Annotated in this window: 15 protein-coding genes and 1 pseudogene; 7 read left to right on the forward strand and 9 right to left on the reverse strand. The window is 36.7% G+C overall.

The annotated features are described in order from the left end of the window. The first annotated feature begins 3 nt into the window (after positions 1–3). Together EKM68_RS04605 and EKM68_RS04610 are read left to right on the forward strand one after the other, a co-directional pair. Entirely contained in the window at positions 4–705 is a 702-nt protein-coding gene (locus EKM68_RS04605; RefSeq protein ID WP_125588489.1) for a glucosamine-6-phosphate deaminase, read from the forward strand. A 124-nt stretch (positions 706–829) separates the two neighbouring features. Then, positions 830–2,203, forward strand: a complete 1,374-nt coding sequence (locus EKM68_RS04610; protein ID WP_125588490.1) for an APC family permease — start codon at positions 830–832, stop codon at positions 2,201–2,203. A 117-nt stretch (positions 2,204–2,320) separates the two neighbouring features. On the opposite strand, the gene EKM68_RS04615 is transcribed toward EKM68_RS04610, so the two are convergent. From EKM68_RS04615 to rpmH, 9 genes and pseudogenes are all read right to left on the reverse strand, one after another. Further along, positions 2,321–3,223 (reverse strand): Gfo/Idh/MocA family protein, encoded by a 903-nt coding sequence (locus tag EKM68_RS04615; RefSeq protein WP_125588491.1) that lies wholly within the window; start codon positions 3,221–3,223, stop codon positions 2,321–2,323. Between the two features lie 337 nt (positions 3,224–3,560). Further along, positions 3,561–3,893, reverse strand: a complete 333-nt coding sequence (locus EKM68_RS04620; RefSeq protein ID WP_125588492.1) for an iron chaperone — start codon at positions 3,891–3,893, stop codon at positions 3,561–3,563. Between the two features lie 421 nt (positions 3,894–4,314). Beyond that, positions 4,315–4,901, reverse strand: a pseudogene (locus EKM68_RS04625) (NAD(P)H-dependent oxidoreductase). Positions 4,902–4,906: 5 nt separating this feature from the next. Continuing rightward, positions 4,907–5,464, reverse strand: a complete 558-nt coding sequence (locus tag EKM68_RS04630) for a TetR/AcrR family transcriptional regulator (RefSeq protein WP_164509354.1) — start codon at positions 5,462–5,464, stop codon at positions 4,907–4,909. Positions 5,465–5,600: 136 nt separating this feature from the next. Beyond that, a complete protein-coding gene (mnmG, locus tag EKM68_RS04635; protein ID WP_125588494.1) occupies positions 5,601–7,505 on the reverse strand; it encodes a tRNA uridine-5-carboxymethylaminomethyl(34) synthesis enzyme MnmG in 1,905 nt (634 codons plus the stop codon). 15 nt (positions 7,506–7,520) lie between these two features. Continuing rightward, a complete protein-coding gene (gene mnmE, locus EKM68_RS04640; protein ID WP_125588495.1) occupies positions 7,521–8,906 on the reverse strand; it encodes a tRNA uridine-5-carboxymethylaminomethyl(34) synthesis GTPase MnmE in 1,386 nt (461 codons plus the stop codon). A 213-nt stretch (positions 8,907–9,119) separates the two neighbouring features. After that, positions 9,120–9,962, reverse strand: a complete 843-nt coding sequence (locus tag EKM68_RS04645; RefSeq protein WP_125588496.1) for a YidC/Oxa1 family membrane protein insertase — start codon at positions 9,960–9,962, stop codon at positions 9,120–9,122. Positions 9,963–9,992: 30 nt separating this feature from the next. Further along, positions 9,993–10,334: a ribonuclease P protein component gene (rnpA, locus tag EKM68_RS04650; protein ID WP_125588497.1), complete on the reverse strand. Its 342-nt coding sequence runs from the start codon at positions 10,332–10,334 to the stop codon at positions 9,993–9,995. A gap of 71 nt (positions 10,335–10,405) precedes the next feature. After that, positions 10,406–10,546: a 50S ribosomal protein L34 gene (gene rpmH / locus EKM68_RS04655; protein ID WP_076614082.1), complete on the reverse strand. Its 141-nt coding sequence runs from the start codon at positions 10,544–10,546 to the stop codon at positions 10,406–10,408. Between the two features lie 554 nt (positions 10,547–11,100). On the opposite strand from rpmH, the gene dnaA reads away from it, so the two are divergent. From dnaA to gyrB, 5 genes are all read left to right on the forward strand, one after another. After that, positions 11,101–12,477, forward strand: coding sequence for a chromosomal replication initiator protein DnaA (gene dnaA, locus EKM68_RS04660; protein WP_125588498.1), 1,377 nt, complete (start codon positions 11,101–11,103; stop codon positions 12,475–12,477). 160 nt (positions 12,478–12,637) lie between these two features. Further along, the gene (dnaN, locus tag EKM68_RS04665) at positions 12,638–13,774 is read left to right on the forward strand and encodes a DNA polymerase III subunit beta (RefSeq protein WP_125588499.1); all 1,137 of its coding nucleotides are present in this window, start codon (positions 12,638–12,640) and stop codon (positions 13,772–13,774) included. Between the two features lie 248 nt (positions 13,775–14,022). Next, positions 14,023–14,232, forward strand: a complete 210-nt coding sequence (yaaA, locus tag EKM68_RS04670; protein ID WP_125588500.1) for a S4 domain-containing protein YaaA — start codon at positions 14,023–14,025, stop codon at positions 14,230–14,232. Further along, positions 14,233–15,354 carry a DNA replication/repair protein RecF gene (gene recF / locus EKM68_RS04675; protein ID WP_125588501.1) on the forward strand — a complete coding sequence of 374 codons (1,122 nt, stop codon included), beginning with the start codon at positions 14,233–14,235 and terminating at the stop codon, positions 15,352–15,354. Further along, positions 15,354–17,306, forward strand: a complete 1,953-nt coding sequence (gyrB, locus tag EKM68_RS04680; RefSeq protein ID WP_125588502.1) for a DNA topoisomerase (ATP-hydrolyzing) subunit B — start codon at positions 15,354–15,356, stop codon at positions 17,304–17,306. Before recF ends, gyrB begins: the two co-directional genes overlap by 1 nt. The last annotated feature ends 52 nt before the right edge of the window (positions 17,307–17,358 follow it).

Genomic DNA, 17,358 nt, shown 5'->3' on the forward strand with positions numbered 1-17,358 from the left:
ATTATGAATATTATTAAAGTTAAAGATCAAGATTTAGGCGGTAAAGAAGCCTTCAATATTATCGCTACTGCAATCAACAATGGTGCCAAGGTTTTGGGCTTGGCAACTGGTAGCAGCCCTATCACTATGTACAACGAAATGACAAACAGCAACATTGATTTTTCAAACATGACATCTGTTAACTTGGACGAATATGTCGGTCTAAAGGCTGACAATGACCAAAGTTATCACTACTTCATGAATGAGCATCTATTCAGCAAGAAACCATTCAAGAATTCATACGTTCCTGATGGTTCAAATCCTGACGCTGAAGCCGCAACATCACAATATGACAAGATCATTGCTGATAATCCTATCGACGTTCAAGTATTAGGTATCGGTAGAAACGGTCACATTGGTTTCAACGAACCAGGTTCACCACTTGATGGTAAGACAAGTAAAGTTGCTCTTACAGAATCAACTATTGAAGCTAACAAGCGTTTCTTCGATGATGAAAAAGACGTTCCTCGTTTTGCATATTCAATGGGTATTGGTTCAATCATGAAAGCAAAGAAGATCATCTTAATTGCTTACGGTGAGAACAAAGCTGACGCTATTGCTAAAACAGTCAACGGACCTGTTACAGAAGATGTTCCTGCAAGTGCATTGCAAAACCACCCTGACGTAACTTTGATTCTTGACGATGCTGCTGCATCAAAACTTTAAAAATTAAATTTTAAACTATTATAAATAGCTTTTTGAAATAATTATTTTTTATTTCGAAGGGCTATTTTTTATTGACATCAATCCTGATCAGCCCGTAATCTGTATAAGTCACAGAGGAGACATTATGCTAAAAAAACTATTTAAAAAGGCAGATTATAAGCGTTATATCGCCGATGATTCGCACTTTTCAAAAACTCTAACTAAGAACAATTTGATTTCTATGGGTATTGGTTCCATTATCGGAACTGGAATTTTCATCCTACCTGGTATTGTTGCTTATTCCACTTCTGGTCCGGCGATTACAATTTCCTTTATTCTGGCAGCCATTGTCTGTGTCTTAGCTGCAATGTGTTTTGCGGAATTAGCATCTACTTTTCCGGTTGCCGGCAGTACTTATTCATATGGAAGTATTATCTTTGGGCAATTTCCTGGTTGGATCGTCGGTTGGGCTCTTTGCTTGGAATATATTCTAGGAGTTGCGGCGGTTTCTTCAGGATTCTCCGCTTATTTTGTCAGCATGTTCAATAACTTTGGCATTCATTTACCGCATGCATTGATCGGCCCATTTATCCCATCTGAGGGAACTTATATCAACCTACCATCAGTCATCATTTTGATATTGATCTACTTCCTATTAAAACGTGGTGTCCAATCGTCGGCACAAATGAATACAGTCGTCGTGTTCATTAAGCTTGCGGTCATCATTGCTTTTATTATTATTGGATTATTCTACATTAAGCCAAATAATTACCATCCCTATTTCCCAATGGGTGGTATGGGTGTAGTCAAAGGAGCAGCGTTAGTTTTCTTTGCTTACTTAGGTTTCGATGTCATTCCTTCATCAGCTCCTGAAGTCAAAGATCCACAAAAAAACATACCTGCGGGAATAATGATTTCATTAGCCATCTGTACCGCTCTATATTTGATTATGGCCGCAGTCCTAACTGGAATGGTCAATTATACTAAATTAAATGTTGCTGACCCTGTAGTTTTTGCACTCAAAGAGGTCGGCCTCAGCAAGATAACCTTTTTGATAAGTATTGGCGCACTTGCCGGCATGTTTACCATGATGCTCAATACTATCTATGGTGGATCTCGCCTGGTCTACGCATTAGGTCGTGACAAACTAATTCCTGAAGCCTTCGGAAAGATAGACGAAAAATCAAAAATGCCTATGACATCACTCAATGCAATCACTATTTTAGCAGTAATATTAGGCGGTTTTGTTTCGATGAAAGAGTTGACCAGTCTAGTAAATATTGGCACACTTTTATCTTTTGTTTTCGTATCGATTGGCGTTATAAGATTACGACGCCGAACCGATGTCCCAGAGAGTGGTTTCAAGGTACCCTTTTATCCGTGGTTCCCTGCTCTGTCTGCTGGTCTTTGTATTTTATTAATGACACAAGTCAGCATCAATTCCTGGATTGCATCATTTGGTTGGTTTGCCATCGGTATCGTGATCTACTTTATTTATGGTTATCGAAAAGCTGAATGACAGCATTAATCCCAAATCGAAAAATCGATTTGGGATTTTTATTTTCATCCAAATTGTTTCATGTGGAACATATGGTATAAAAAACACTTGTTCTCACTAGATATTGTATTAATATTTTTATAGTGTCTGAAGCAAATCGGTACAAACTTTATGACTCAAAATGGCGGAATCAGGACTGACTGGGTTGGTACCATCGTGAGTTATTGCATTTAAGAATTCTATGATCAATGGTTCAAAGCCACGAGTGATCAAATTACGTTCCCAATCGGGACGTGACTCTTGGATATTTACTCCAGTTTGATATTTGTTAAGTAGACTCAAGTTAGTAACTTCATCACGTTCAGTTGAACCTTGTACCGTGGATTTTTCTAAATTAATGCCACCCACTAGACTAGTAGTTATCTGAACTTGTTCATGCTCTGATGACAATGTGATGTACCCTTGCTCAAGGTTACCCTCGCTAGTGACCAAATGATTAGTAACATTTTGAATCGGTTCATCCATTAAATACAATGCCGTATCAACGGAATGAATCATTAAATCAAATATGGCAAATTTAACTGGTTGCGGTGAATTCTCACGAATCTTTTCAGATGTAATCAAGCGTTTGTCTGCAATTTGTTTCAATTCTTGATTAAACGGTGCAAACCGACGATTAAAACCACATGTCAGCATTAAGTTATTCGCAGCTGCTAATTTGTATAGTTCTTCCACGACCTGTAAATCTTCCGAAACTGGTTTGTCTACGTAAACATTGATTCCAGCATTCAATAACTGTTTGATAATACTTGCATGTGTACTAGTTGGAGTATGTACAAAAACAGCCAAAGGTTTCTCGGCAATCAATTGATCCAATGTTTGATGCAGATGACTAAATCCATATTTAGTAGCTAACTTCTGACCCTTTTCGATATTTCTAGTGGCTAAATGCCATTCATATTGATCTTGTAAACTAGCCATTACTGGTAAATAAGCTTTTTGAGCGATATTTCCTAATCCAATTACACCAATTTTTTCCATTGATAGACCTCGACTTTCTTAAATAGTGTAGCAAACTTCTGTCATCGCTTACAAACAAAGTGTTGAAATATCGGTCTTCAAGGTCAAATTGTTTCATGTGGAACATATGGTATACAGAATATTTTTAGCATCTATATATAGTGTGCTGATGTTTTTTTATAAAAATCATTTTAATTAAGCATAAACAAAAAGCCTCTCAATTTTTTCTGAAATAACAAATCTTTTGAGAGACTTCATTTTAAATAATATTACTATATTTCTGAAAAGTATCTAAAAATAATGAAATATGAATGAAAACAAAAAAATAGTTTCCAGTTAATCACACATTTTTCATCCTTTATAATTCTGACTTTCTGAATTCAACAATTCTTTTGATCAATTCTTCCGGCAAAGATTCCTCATAGGGAAATTGAATCGCGCCCTTTGAAGTTTTGTATTTCTTTAATTCATCCGCAAATTTTACAATGGGACTTGGTGTCGGGTAAAAACCTAAATGATTTTTAAAAGCGGCAAAGTGAACAATATTTTCATCCAAATAAAATGTTGGCATACCATAAGCTATTTTTTCGGTTGCATCCGGTAATTCTTTCTTTAAGATCCTATACATTTCGTTTAACTTGCTTTGTTGAGCTTTTGGAGCTGTTTTTATGTAGTCTTCTATAACTGTCATAATTTTTACCTCAGCACTTTTACTGACAATTATAGTCTATGCTTCAGGAGTTATATAGACTAAATAAGAAGAAGAAATCACTATCAATAGCGCATATAACGAGCCCAGGTATATGTATGACTTTTTATTGGTTAAAATACCGACAAATAACAAAATAATTCCCATAAAAAACGTCGCTAACAATCGTAGACCCAGACCTCTTATAATTGTTGGCACAATGATCAACAATGCCATGACTAAAGAAACTAAAAATTTTTGTTGATACTCTTCCCTAGCCAATAGAAACACGATAAAGACTTGTGAAAATAAAATGAATCCTACCAAAAAAATCACTACCATCACCTCTTACATAAATTTACAAAACAAATATATTTTTAACGTATATTTATTGTAAATTTTCTGTAAAAAGTAAATTTTTAACTTAGAAATTACTTTTTTCAATGGACTCAAGATATTTTTGTCGCTGCTTCAAGGATGAATTGCTCACATTACCAAAGTTAATCCAGTGCGACTTTCTAATCCCAATTTGTTTCAAAGTAGTTTTTACAAAAATTTTTTTAATTCCATTTCCACAAAATAGTTTTAGATAAAAAGTTGGTGAGGTTGAAGTAGTCAGCACGTATGCTGACGATAAATTAGTAAGTAGTCCTTTAATTCCAGTCTTTGTCACAACATGAGATAATCCAGGTCCTTCCTTCATGACCTTTTGTCGATGAACCCTTTTAACATACCAGGAACATCATTCCACCAGACTGGGGTAATAAAAATAAGCTTATTTGCGGATTTAAGATCGGATAAATATTCAGTTACAAGAGGATCATGCGTTTGTCCAGAATGAAATAAGCGCATTTCTTCTTCGTCATAAATCGGATTAAAATTTTCAGCATATAAATCAATTACTTTGTAATCAGAATGATGAGTTTCCAAATTATGAATCACTTGGGTCAATATTGCATGATTAAAGCTTTTATCCCATGGATGACAATAAACAACGAGGTATTTTGGCATGAAATTCACTCCTTTAAAAATTCGTTTAGTGTAATTTTTATTAGCTTCTTATCTAACTGAGTCGAATTATTTTTTATCAAACTTCCATAGCCCTGGATAAATGACCAGAGTTGAATAAATAGAGTGTTTTTGGATTTTTTTAAATTTTTATCGCTGATTAATTGAGTGAGCAATCGATCGATTAAGTTCAAATATTTGAAATTGGAGGTTACTTCAGAAATTGTGCTTTGAGAAGTTGGATTAAAAAATAGAAAATCCATAATATTCGAGTGTGTCTGATATTGTTCTAATAGTGAATAAGCTAATTGAAGAATTTGTTTTTCTGAAGGATCCTGTTCGTTCAAATCTTTGATTGCACTACCTGCGATCATCTCAGATAATTTGAAGGTCGTTTCAGTGAAGAGTTGTTCTTTGGTAGCAAAATGTTTATAAAAGGCCCCAGTAGTTAGGTTTAAATTCTTTGCCAATTTTCTTAAGGAAATACTGGCATATCCTGATTCATCGATGAGTTCAATTGTTAGATTAATAATGTTATTTCTAGTTCCGTTAGTTAATCCCACCATAATAAAACCTCCTCTATTTCCATTCATAGGATAACACCGTTATCCTATGAATTCAAAAAAAATAAGACCTGTAATCTGATTTTAGATTGCAGGTCTTATTTAATATACTGCACAAAGTCCGAGTATATTAATCTGTTTATTCAGCTATTTTAGCAATTCTACCTTGTTCAATATAAACACTCAAAATTCCAATATCAGCTGGATTTACCCCACTGATACGACTTGCTTGAGCAATTGTTTCCGGATTGATCTTACTTAATTTTTGAACAGCTTCAGTTGCTAATGAAGCAATTTTCGTATAATCAATGCGGTCAGGAATTTTCTTAGATTCCATCTTCTTCAAACGTTCGATCTTCAATTGTTCCTTCTTAATATAACCGGCATACTTGATAGCAATTTCAACTTGCTCTTTAACTCGACGGTCAACTGGACCATCTTCAGGAGTACCGATCATATCAATGATATCCTCATAATGAACTTCCGGACGTCTTAACAAATGATCAGCCAAGATACCATCTTTCAAACCTTTTAAATTATGACTTGTTAAGAATGGTTCTGCCATTTTAGGGGTAACCATTTTACGGCTTAGGCGCTTTAATTCTACTTCTGTAGCGTTACGTTTCTCATCGAATTTTTCATAACGGTCATCGTTGATCAGTCCCAAGTCATAACCCTTGTCTGTCAAACGTAAATCAGCATTATCGTGTCGTAAAATCAAGCGATATTCCGCACGACTTGTCAACAATCTATATGGTTCATTCGTACCCTTTGTAACTAGGTCATCGATCAAAACGCCGATATAAGCTTCATCCCTACGCAAAATAAAGGGATCTTTATTTTGCGCACGCAATGCCGCATTGATTCCCGCCATCAAACCTTGTCCAGCAGCTTCTTCATATCCAGAAGTACCGTTCATTTGGCCAGCGGTAAAGAGGTTCTTAACAACTTTTGTTTCGAGATTTAACTTCAATTGCCAAGGCTCGATAACATCGTATTCAATGGCATATCCAGGACGCATCAACTTGGCATGTTCCAAGCCAGCAACTGAATGCAACATCTTCAATTGCACTTCTTCAGGCATCGAAGTTGAAAAATCACCAACGTAATATTCTTCGGTATCCTTACCTTCTGGTTCGAGGAAAATTTGGTGACGTGGTTTGTCAGCAAAACGCACGATCTTGTCTTCGATCGAAGGACAATATCTTGGGCCAACACCCTTAATGACACCAGAAAACATTGGCGCACGACTGAGGTTCTCACGAATGATTGCATGGGTCGTCGCATTAGTATAAGTCATCCAGCATGAGTATTGATCCTGCAAATATTGTGAATCAGGTGTCTCAAATGAGAAGTGATTTGGTTCCTTGTCGCCTGGTTGTTCCTCAGTCTTGTCAAAGTCGATTGTCGACTTGTTGACACGTGGAGGTGTACCAGTCTTGAAACGAGTCAATTTGAAACCATTCTTTTCTAGGTCTTCTGACAACTTGATTGATGGAATACTGTTATTGGGGCCTGATGAATAAGTCAATTCACCGATGATGATCTTACCACGTGATGATGTACCAGCAGTTAGAACAACTGATTTGGCATGATATCTAGCACCAGTAGCTGTAACGACACCTTTGCAGACACCGTCTTCAACAATCAATTTTTCAACGATTCCTTGACGAAGGGTTAGATTTGGTTCATCTTCCAAAACTTCTTTCATCATGCGATGATACATATTTTTGTCAGCTTGAGCACGTAAGGCACGAACAGCCGGACCTTTACCTGTATTCAACATCCGCATTTGAATATAGGTCTTGTCGATATTCTTACCCATTTCGCCACCAAGCGCATCGATTTCTCTGACGACGATTCCTTTGGCTGGTCCACCAACTGAAGGGTTACATGGCATAAATGCTACCATGTCCAAATTAATCGTTACTAAGAGTGTTTTTTGACCCATGCGAGCACTTGCTAGTGCAGCTTCCGAACCAGCATGTCCGGCTCCTACAACGACGACATCATAATTCTCTGAATCAAATTCCTTTACTTGCATTCTTTCACCTGTTTTCTATTTTCCTAAGCAGAATTGTGAGAATAGTTGTGTTATCAACTCATCTGGATAACTCTCACCTGTTATTTCACCCAATGTATCCCAACACGAAGTCATGTCGATCTGAACCAAATCAATTGGCATTCCGGCTTCAATACCAGAAATAACATCATTGAGGTTTTCTTTAGCCTGACGTAAAAGTCCAGCTTGTCGAGCACTGGTAATAATCACATCAGTACTGCTGTCTTCGATACCAGCATTGAAGATTTTTCCAATTGTTTCCTTGATCGTATCAATACCATCATTCTTAATGGCTGAAGTAACGATGATAATATCATCACTCTTCAATTGTTCGACACTTTCAGGCGTTATAACGGGTACCAAATCATTTTTGTTGAAGATAATAATGCGACGTTTTTCTTTTGTAGCATCTAACAATTCAATATCATCAGCTTCTAGTTTACGACTAGAATCCAAAACTAAAATAACTAAATCAGCATCACTTAAAGCTTTAAGTGAACGTTCAACCCCGATTTTTTCGACCTTATCTTCTGTATCACGCACACCAGCGGTATCGATCAGTTTCAGCGGTACGCCATCAATATTGACATATTGTTCAACTACATCACGCGTCGTACCCGCAACATCGGTTACGATGGCCTTATCTTCATCGAGTAGGCGATTCAATAAACTAGACTTACCAACGTTAGGCTTACCGACAATCGCCGTAGCTAATCCGTGTTGTAAGATCTCACCAGAATCAGCTGTTTTTAACAAACTGTCAATATTAGAGCCAACCAATCTAGACTTTTCTAACAACATCTTAGTTGTCATTTGTTCTGTATCGTACTCAGGATAATCAATATTTACTTCAACTTGAGCCAGAGCATCGAGAATTTCTTGACGTAAGTTTGAAATCAAATGATTCAAATTACCATCTAATTGATTAACGGCTACTTGCATAGCCTTGTCAGTCTTAGCCCGGATCAGATCCATGACAGATTCGGCTTCTGTTAAGTCGATTCGACCATTTAAGAAAGCACGTTTAGTGAATTCTCCAGGTTCTGCCATTCTGGCACCAGCACCGATCAACAGCTGCAAGACTTTGTTAGTTGGTACGATCCCACCATGAGTATTTATCTCGACAACATCTTCACGAGTGAAAGTTTTAGGCGCACGCATAACGGAGACCATGACCTCATCAACTAGACTTTTATCAGTTGGATCATAGATGTGACCGTAGTTGATCGTGTGGGTGGGCACATTAGCTAAGTTTTTGCCTTTATAAATTTTTTGTGCAATTTCGACCGCTTGATCTCCAGAAACACGAACGATTGAAATACCACCTTCCCCAGGTGGGGTTGAAATAGCTGCAATAGTGTCATATTCAGTTACTGTTGCCATTTTGATCTCCTTTGGTTTTATTATTATTTAATTTATGTTGTTTGAAACGAGTTACGGAAGTTAAATTCCTCCACTCTCTGTTTCAAGGCACAAAAAAAGTGCACAATCCGCCTCAAAAAGACGGAAAAGCACTTTGACTACTTTTTCTATATATAACAATTTATTCAAAACAAATTTCTAAAACATCTTAACGACATTTGTTTCAATTGTCAATTATTTACGACGCTTATAGACACGTTTCTTAGCTCTTCTAAGTTTACGTTCTTTTTCACGCTCTGCTTCTTCCTTTTCTCTCTGTTCACGACGATACTTGAACGGATTCTGGAAAGCCAATGTCTGAAGAACTTGGAACGCATTAGTAACAACCCAATAAATTGTGATAGCTGATGGGAATGTTAAAGCTGGAACGAAGATAAAGATCGGCATTACATATGTCATCAACTTCGTTGTAGCGTTTTGTGTTGGCTGTGAGTAACTTGACATGTAAGTACTCAAGAAAGTAAAGGCGGCGGCTAAGATAGCCATAATGTAGTACGGATCAGCCTTACCTAATTGCATCCACAAGAAACTACCATCACGTAATTGTGTTGTCTTATAAATTGCTTGATACAAAGCAAACATAACTGGCATTTGGACAACTAGTGGCAAACAACCAGCGACTGGATTAACTCCAGCTTCACTATATAACTTTTGTGTCTCTTCACGTAACGATTGTTGCGTATCAACATCTTTAGCAGAATATTTCTTTTGAAGAGCCTGCATTTGAGGTTGAATCTTCATTTGTTTATTCATACTTCTGATTTGGAACCAGTTAAGTGGCAACAAAATAACTCTAATTACAACAGTAAAGAGTACAATCGCCCAACCATAGCTGTTCCCAACAAGAGATGCTAGCCACAGGATAAATCTTGAGAAACTATAAAGGATATAGTGATCCCAAAATCCAGTACTGCTACTAGTAATCGGCTCATTTAGGTTAGAACAACCGGCTAAAACTAGAACCACACTCAATAAGAGTGCAACACCTAAGTATTTTTTTAAGCTTTTTTTATTCACCTTTTACACCCATAAGTCTATATATTTTTCTTACCCTACTATTTTACCCAATTTTAGTAAATGTACGATATTTTTTTTCGTTTCAAACATGTCCAAATCAACAGAAGGTTTTCTGGCAATGATCAAAAAATCTAATTCTGCTGGTATTTCAGGTTTTAATTCCAAGAGAGATTGGCGCACGTATCTTTTGACACGGTTACGTCCAACAGCTGTGTGGGAAACCTTTTTACCTACTGAAAGTCCAACTCGAAAATGTTTTTGGCCTTCTTTAGGCATTGTATACAAAACAAAATTTCGATTTGCGAACGACTTTCCTTTTGAATAGACATATTGGTATTCATTTTCTTTTTTAATTCGATAACTTTTTCTCATATGTCACCATAATCTCTAGTCTCTTAAGTTGTAATAAAAAAAGACCACCAAAAATTAGTGATCCTCCAAAACTAAGCTGATAATACTTTTCTACCCTTTTTGCGGCGTCTTGCAAGAACCCTGCGACCATTACTTGTGCTCATTCTTTTCATGAAACCATGGACGCGTTCACGATGACGCTTCTTTGGTTGATATGTTCTCTTTGTAGTCATTCAATAAACCTCCTGACTTTAAACTTTTAATTTCAAAATATAAACTTCTTCAGACAATTGCTCGTATATAATACCATGCTTTTCACGGAATTTAAATACCAAATTTTCTATAGTAGGAAATTTAATGAAATTCTTTTCGCAATTTCATCTTGTGGATAATCTGTGGATTAAGTTACTAAGAAAAGTTATGCACAAGACGATCAACAGACTTTTCCAGCGACTTTTTTTACTGTGTTTTAGTTTTCCACAGGTTTAAAAATTCAGTTATTATTTTCTTTAAATGCCCGCACCAAGCGACATTCTGGTATACTTAGCTGTGGAAAACTGTGTTAATAACTGAAAATATCCACTCAAATCCACAGATCCTGATTTTCTAGATAAACATGCTGTTTAAAATTTTATTTATCTGTTCACAATGTGTGGAAAACTAATATTTAAAAAAATAAAAAACTTAAACATCTGTTCTGTGGAAAACTATTTTATACAATGATAAACTATATAATGTCATTTTTCCGGAAAAAAATTAATACATAACTGTGATTGGGGGGAAATTCGTGCAAAACATAAATAATTCATCCGATTCTGCTTTAACTGACTTTTGGGATTATTTAACTGAAAAACTCAAAAAAAGTTTAACCTCAGTCAGCTACACAACTTGGGTCGGAAGCGCCAAACCTTTGTACATCAAAGGAAACGACATATATATCACTGTTCCAACTGAACTTCACAAAGATTATTGGGAACGTCATTATGCCGAAGATATTGCTATTTATTCTTATGAATTCAACGGTGTTGAACTCAATCCGATCATCGAAACAGAGGATGAACATGCTAAAAGTGAAAAACCTCTGGAAAAAGCTCCCAAAGAAACTGAAACAAATCAAAAAAATGAGGGTCATGTTTTCCATAACTCTCACTTAAATCCTAAATATACTTTTGATTCTTTCATTACCGGATCCGGTAACCAGATGGCACATGCTGCAGCCCTAGCAGTGGCTGAAGAACCCGGAGTTATTTATAATCCACTTTTTATTTACGGTGGCGTGGGATTAGGTAAGACCCACTTGATGCAAGCTATTGGACATCAAATGATCAAAATCGATCCCGGTGCCAAAGTAAAATACGTTACTAGTGAAACTTTCGCTAATGACTTCATCAACTCGATCCAAACCAGAACTCAAGATGATTTCCGTCAGGAATATCGAAACGTTGATCTTCTACTAATAGATGATATTCAATTCTTCGCTGAAAAAGAGGGGACTCAAGAAGAGTTTTTCCACACCTTCAATGAATTACATGACAATGGCAAACAAATCGTTATGACTTCTGATCGTCTGCCAAATGAAATTCCCAAATTACAAGAAAGACTAGTCTCCCGTTTCAAATGGGGCCTATCTGTTGATATAACCGCACCGGATCTGGAAACTAGAATTGCTATTTTACGAAATAAAGCTGAAGCTGAAAAACTGGAAATTCCTAATGACACTTTGTCATATATTGCCGAACAAGTCGATACTAACGTCCGTGAACTAGAAGGCGCCTTAATTCGTGTTCAAGCTTACTCAACTCTCGAAAACGCGGATATAACTAAATCAGTCGCTGCGGATGCTTTGAAACTCTTTAAATTATCAAAAGAAAAAAAGGGACTTTCAATTGCTAACATCCAAAATAAAGTCGCCAAATATTATCATGTCTCTATTAATGACTTAAAAGGTAAAAAGCGTGTCAAAACGATTGTGGTGCCACGACAAATTGCCATGTACTTATCTAGAGAGCTGACTGACAAGTCACTTCCACAGATTGGAATGGAATTCGGTGGCAAGGATCATACGACAGTAATGCATTCATGTGATAAAATAGCCGAGTTAGTCATAAAAGATGACGAAACAAAACTGGCTGTTAATGAACTGAAAGATGAATTAAGAAATTAACATGTTAATAACTTTCTAGTTTATCCAAGCTTATCCACAGCTGTTGATAACAGGATTTTTTCAACAGTCTGTTAGGGTTTAAATAGTTATCCACAGAATCAACAGCCCCTACTACTACTGCTATTTATATATTAATTAATTAAAATAAGGAGTACAGCAAATGAAATTCTCAATCGATCGAACAAAATTCGTAAATCAGACTACAAATGTCCAACGTGCGATTTCAACCAAAACAACTATTCCAATATTAACTGGGATGAAATTAGACCTAACTGAATCAGGTTTAACAATTACCGGCAGTAATTCAGATATTTCTATCACTGCATTTATTTCAAAAGAAGACAGTGACAATGATTTAAACATTGAAAGCACTGGATCAATCGTTTTACCAGCAAGATTCTTCAATGAAATCATCAAAAAACTACCTGGTGACAATTTTGAACTAGAAGTTTTGAACAATAATCAGACTTTAATTACATCCGGAGTTTCAGAGTTTACAATCAATGGTCTGGATGCAAATAATTATCCACATTTACCTGAAGTTGAAACAGACAACCAACTAACTTTTCCAACTGACCTGTTTAAGGAAGTTGTTAATCAAACTGTCATCGCTGTTTCTAATCAGGAAAGTCGTCCGGTTCTAACTGGAGTCAACTTCATTATCAATAGTGAAGGTTTGACGTTAGTTGCTACTGACTCACACCGTCTTTCACAACGAAAGATAAATATCACAAGTGATGAAGAATACAACTTGATCATTCCTGGTAAGAGTTTGACTGAATTAGTCAGAACTATCAGTGACTCTGTCAAAGAGATCAAAATGTCTATTTCTGAAAATCAAGTTTTGTACAGTTTCGACAACGTTATGTTCTATTCACGTCTGTTGGATGGAAGATATCCCGAAACAGATCGTTTGATCCCAGAGGATTCAAATACTAGATTGACTTTTGATACTTCAAGTCTACTTGCCTCCGTTGAACGTGCTTCACTTCTTTCACACGAAAGTCGTAACAATGTTATTAAACTGGAAATCAAGTCAGCGGATAAGAAGGCAACACTTTATGGAAATTCTCCAGAAGTCGGTACCGTTGAAGAAGTTCTTGATTTCGAAAATCTTGACGGAGAAGACTTAGATATTTCATTCAATCCTGATTATCTAAAAGATGCGTTGAGATCATTTGGAAGTAATACAATGATCGAAATGAGTTTCACATCTCCGCTTCATCCGTTCACATTACGTCCCGTGGATGATAAAGAGAACTTTGTGCAATTAATTACACCAGTTAGAACATTCTAAAAAAATCCTTTACCGGATGAAAAGAGTTCAGAACATTTCGTTCTGGACTCTTTTTTTTACGTATTACGGTTTTAAGCTGTATTTTTTGCTTTTAGAGTTTTTTAAAGCTTTTTTAGTGGGTGGATACTAGTTTTGTCAAAAATTGCTCAGAGAGCCTGTAAATTACGTTTAAGTTGTTTTTTGGTGTGAAAACAACTATAATTATCCTATGTCTTTAATGGTACAAATCTAATAAATAGGGTGTTAATATGTCGCAAAAAATAACAATCGATACTGAATTTATCACATTAGGTCAATTACTCAAGGACGCTGGCATCATTGCGACCGGCGGACAAGCTAAGTGGTATCTAAGAGAGAATTCAGTCAGTCTTAATGGTGAACCGGAAAACCGTCGTGGCAAGAAGTTGCGCAAAGGCGATGTAGTTGTAGTTGCTGATCAAAGTTTTGAAATCGAATAATTGTATATAAAGAATCTGCGACTTCAGAATTATCGTAACTACGAGTCTTTAGAGATTGGTTTTTCACCAAACATTAATGTTTTTTTGGGACACAATGCCCAGGGTAAAACAAATTTATTAGAGGCTATGTATTTTTTAGCTTTGACCAGAAGCCATCGAACGTCAAATGACAAAGATTTAATTAGGTGGGGCAGTGAATTTGCCAGAATTTCTGGTGTGGTGATCAAGGATAATTCTAGTCAATTGAAATTGGACTTAGTCATCAGTAAGTCAGGAAAAAAAGCAAAACTGAATAATTTAGAACAACGCAAATTATCTAGCTATATAGGGAATTTAAACGTTGTTTTGTTTTCTCCGGAGGATTTATCGATTGTCAAAGGCAATCCTGGAATCCGCCGGAAATTTATTGATATGGAGTTCGGTCAGATATCGTCACAATATTTGAAGACGGTCAGTCAATTCAGACAAGTCTTGAAACAACGTAATGCATATCTCAAAAGACTCCAGCACCATCAAACTAAAGATCTAGTCTATTTAGAGGTCTTGTCTGATCAGCTTTCAGCTTATTGCGCGGAAGTTGTGAAAACACGTCTTGATTTTCTGAAAAAGCTTCAAGCGCACATCGAAAAAATTCATGATCAAATCACAGATCATCAAGAAGTTTTGAAAATTGTCTACTCGAGCTTTTATGACAGCAACGAAAAATCTTTAGAAGATATTTATGATATTTATAAACAAGCTTTCAAAGATAACGCTCAAAAAGAAATTCAACGTGGTGTGACTCTCTTTGGACCACATCGAGATGATATTAAATTTTTGATCAATGATAAGAATGTTCAAGATTTCGGTTCGCAAGGTCAGCAGCGTTCAGTTGCTCTGAGTTTGAAATTAGCTGAGGTCGAATTGATAAAAGAACAAGTGGGAGATTATCCAATTTTATTATTGGACGATGTTTTGTCGGAACTGGATCAAAAACGTCAAACCCATTTGCTTTCGTCAATTGGTCGTGGCATTCAAACCTTTATCACAACAACGTCGCTAGAAGATGTCGACTCATCGATCGTAAAGAATCCGAATATTTTAAATATTACTAATGGAAAAGTTCAACAGGAGGAAGTTTAATGGCTGAAAACAGTAGAAAAGCTGAACTAGAGAAAAAAGAAGAACTAGCCGAAGAATATGACGCTAGCCAAATTCAAGTTCTTGAAGGACTTGAAGCCGTTCGTAAAAGACCGGGTATGTACATTGGTTCTACTAGTAAGCAAGGTTTACATCACCTAGTTTGGGAAATTATCGATAATGGTATTGATGAAGCCTTAGCTGGTTTTGCGACAAAGATCGATGTGACAGTTGAACCTGATAATTCAATCACTGTCTTCGATGATGGTCGTGGTATTCCCATTGATATTCAAAAGAAAACTGGTAAGCCAGCACTTGAAACTGTTTATACGATCTTACACGCCGGTGGTAAATTTGGCGGTGGCGGATATAAGGTTTCTGGTGGACTTCACGGTGTTGGTGCTTCGGTAGTTAACGCCTTGAGTAGCAAACTAGAAGTTGTCGTTACTCGTGCCGGAAAGAAATATGGCATCAACTTTGAAAAGGGTAAAGTTAAAAACCCCATGCACATTGTTGGAGATGCTCCGGAGTTTGAGCATGGTACACTAGTTCATTTTGTTCCGGATCCTGATATCTTTACTGAAACAACTGTTTATGATGACAAAGTTTTAACAACTAGAATTCGTGAATTAGCTTTCTTAAACAAAGGTCTCAAATTAACTTTTACTGACAAACGTGCAGAGACGGCTGAAAAGCTGGTCTTCCACTATGAAGGTGGTATTAAGAGTTACGTTGAGTTCATGGACAAGGATAAGGAAGTCGTCTTTGACGAGCCTATCTATCTCGAAGGTGTTCAAGATGGTGTCACGGTTGAAGTTGCCTTGCAATACACTGATGAATTCCATACTAACTTGATGACTTTTGCCAATAACATTCACACCTACGAAGGTGGTACTCATGAAGTTGGATTCAAGACTGCTTTAACGCGTGTAATCAATGATTATGCCCATAAGAACAAACTGTTAAAGGATACTGAAAAGTTGTCTGGTGAAGATGTCCGTGAAGGTATGACGGCAGTTGTCAGTGTTAAGCATCCAGATCCACAATTCGAAGGTCAAACTAAGACAAAACTTGGTAACTCAGATGCAAGAACGATCACTGATAGATTGTTCAGCGAACACTTCATGAAGTTCATGATGGAGAATCCTGGTGTTGCTAAAAAGATTGTTGAGAAGGGTAGTTTAGCCACTAGAGCGCGTATGGCTGCCAAACGTGCCCGTGAAGTTACTCGTAAGCAAAACGGCTTAGAGATCAGTAATCTACCTGGTAAGCTAGCTGACAATGCTAGTAAAGATCCCGCAATTTCTGAATTATTTATCGTCGAGGGTGATTCAGCCGGTGGTTCAGCTAAGACAGGTCGTTCACGTTTAACACAAGCCATTTTGCCTATTCGTGGAAAGATTTTGAACGTTGAAAAAGCTTCAATGGATAAAATCTTAGCTAATGAAGAAATTAGAACATTATTTACAGCTATGGGAACTGGTTTTGGGGAAGACTTTGATATTTCCAAAGCTCGTTATCACAAAGTAATCATCATGACTGATGCCGATGTCGATGGTGCGCATATCAGAACGCTACTTTTGACATTGCTCTATAGATATATGCGTCCAATCGTTGATGCAGGATATGTTTACATCGCTAAGCCACCTTTGTATCAAGTACGCCAAGGTAAGATGATGCAATACTTTGATACTGATAAAGAAAAAGACGAATTCGTATCACAATTACCAGCAAAACCAGAACCAAAGATTCAACGTTACAAGGGTCTTGGTGAAATGGATGCTGATCAATTGTGGGATACAACTATGGATCCAGATAAGAGAAGGTTAGATCGGGTTAACCTCGATGACGCCATCGAAGCTAATAAGGTCTTCTCAATGCTAATGGGTGACAAAGTTGAACCTAGAAGAATATTTATTGAAGATAATGCACGTTATGCTGAAGTTGATTATTAGGGGGTTGCAAATTGGACGATAGAAGAATAGCAAATGTTAATTTGACGGAAGT

Source organism: Companilactobacillus jidongensis (genome assembly GCF_003946575.1).
In the GTDB taxonomy this organism is placed as follows: domain Bacteria; phylum Bacillota; class Bacilli; order Lactobacillales; family Lactobacillaceae; genus Companilactobacillus; species Companilactobacillus jidongensis.

What these genes read in the sequence shown, in the direction of transcription:
- gyrB (WP_125588502.1), top strand. Translation starts at nt 15,354, where the DNA reads ATGGCTGAAAACAGTAGAAAAGCTGAACTAGAGAAAAAAGAAGAACTA.
- EKM68_RS04615 (WP_125588491.1), bottom strand. Translation starts at nt 3,223, where the DNA reads ATGGAAAAAATTGGTGTAATTGGATTAGGAAATATCGCTCAAAAAGCT.
- dnaN (WP_125588499.1), top strand. Translation starts at nt 12,638, where the DNA reads ATGAAATTCTCAATCGATCGAACAAAATTCGTAAATCAGACTACAAAT.
- EKM68_RS04610 (WP_125588490.1), top strand. Translation starts at nt 830, where the DNA reads ATGCTAAAAAAACTATTTAAAAAGGCAGATTATAAGCGTTATATCGCC.
- EKM68_RS04620 (WP_125588492.1), bottom strand. Translation starts at nt 3,893, where the DNA reads ATGACAGTTATAGAAGACTACATAAAAACAGCTCCAAAAGCTCAACAA.
- rpmH (WP_076614082.1), bottom strand. Translation starts at nt 10,546, where the DNA reads ATGACTACAAAGAGAACATATCAACCAAAGAAGCGTCATCGTGAACGC.
- mnmG (WP_125588494.1), bottom strand. Translation starts at nt 7,505, where the DNA reads ATGCAAGTAAAGGAATTTGATTCAGAGAATTATGATGTCGTCGTTGTA.
- rnpA (WP_125588497.1), bottom strand. Translation starts at nt 10,334, where the DNA reads ATGAGAAAAAGTTATCGAATTAAAAAAGAAAATGAATACCAATATGTC.
- EKM68_RS04605 (WP_125588489.1), top strand. Translation starts at nt 4, where the DNA reads ATGAATATTATTAAAGTTAAAGATCAAGATTTAGGCGGTAAAGAAGCC.
- EKM68_RS04630 (WP_164509354.1), bottom strand. Translation starts at nt 5,464, where the DNA reads ATGGTGGGATTAACTAACGGAACTAGAAATAACATTATTAATCTAACA.
- yaaA (WP_125588500.1), top strand. Translation starts at nt 14,023, where the DNA reads ATGTCGCAAAAAATAACAATCGATACTGAATTTATCACATTAGGTCAA.
- mnmE (WP_125588495.1), bottom strand. Translation starts at nt 8,906, where the DNA reads ATGGCAACAGTAACTGAATATGACACTATTGCAGCTATTTCAACCCCA.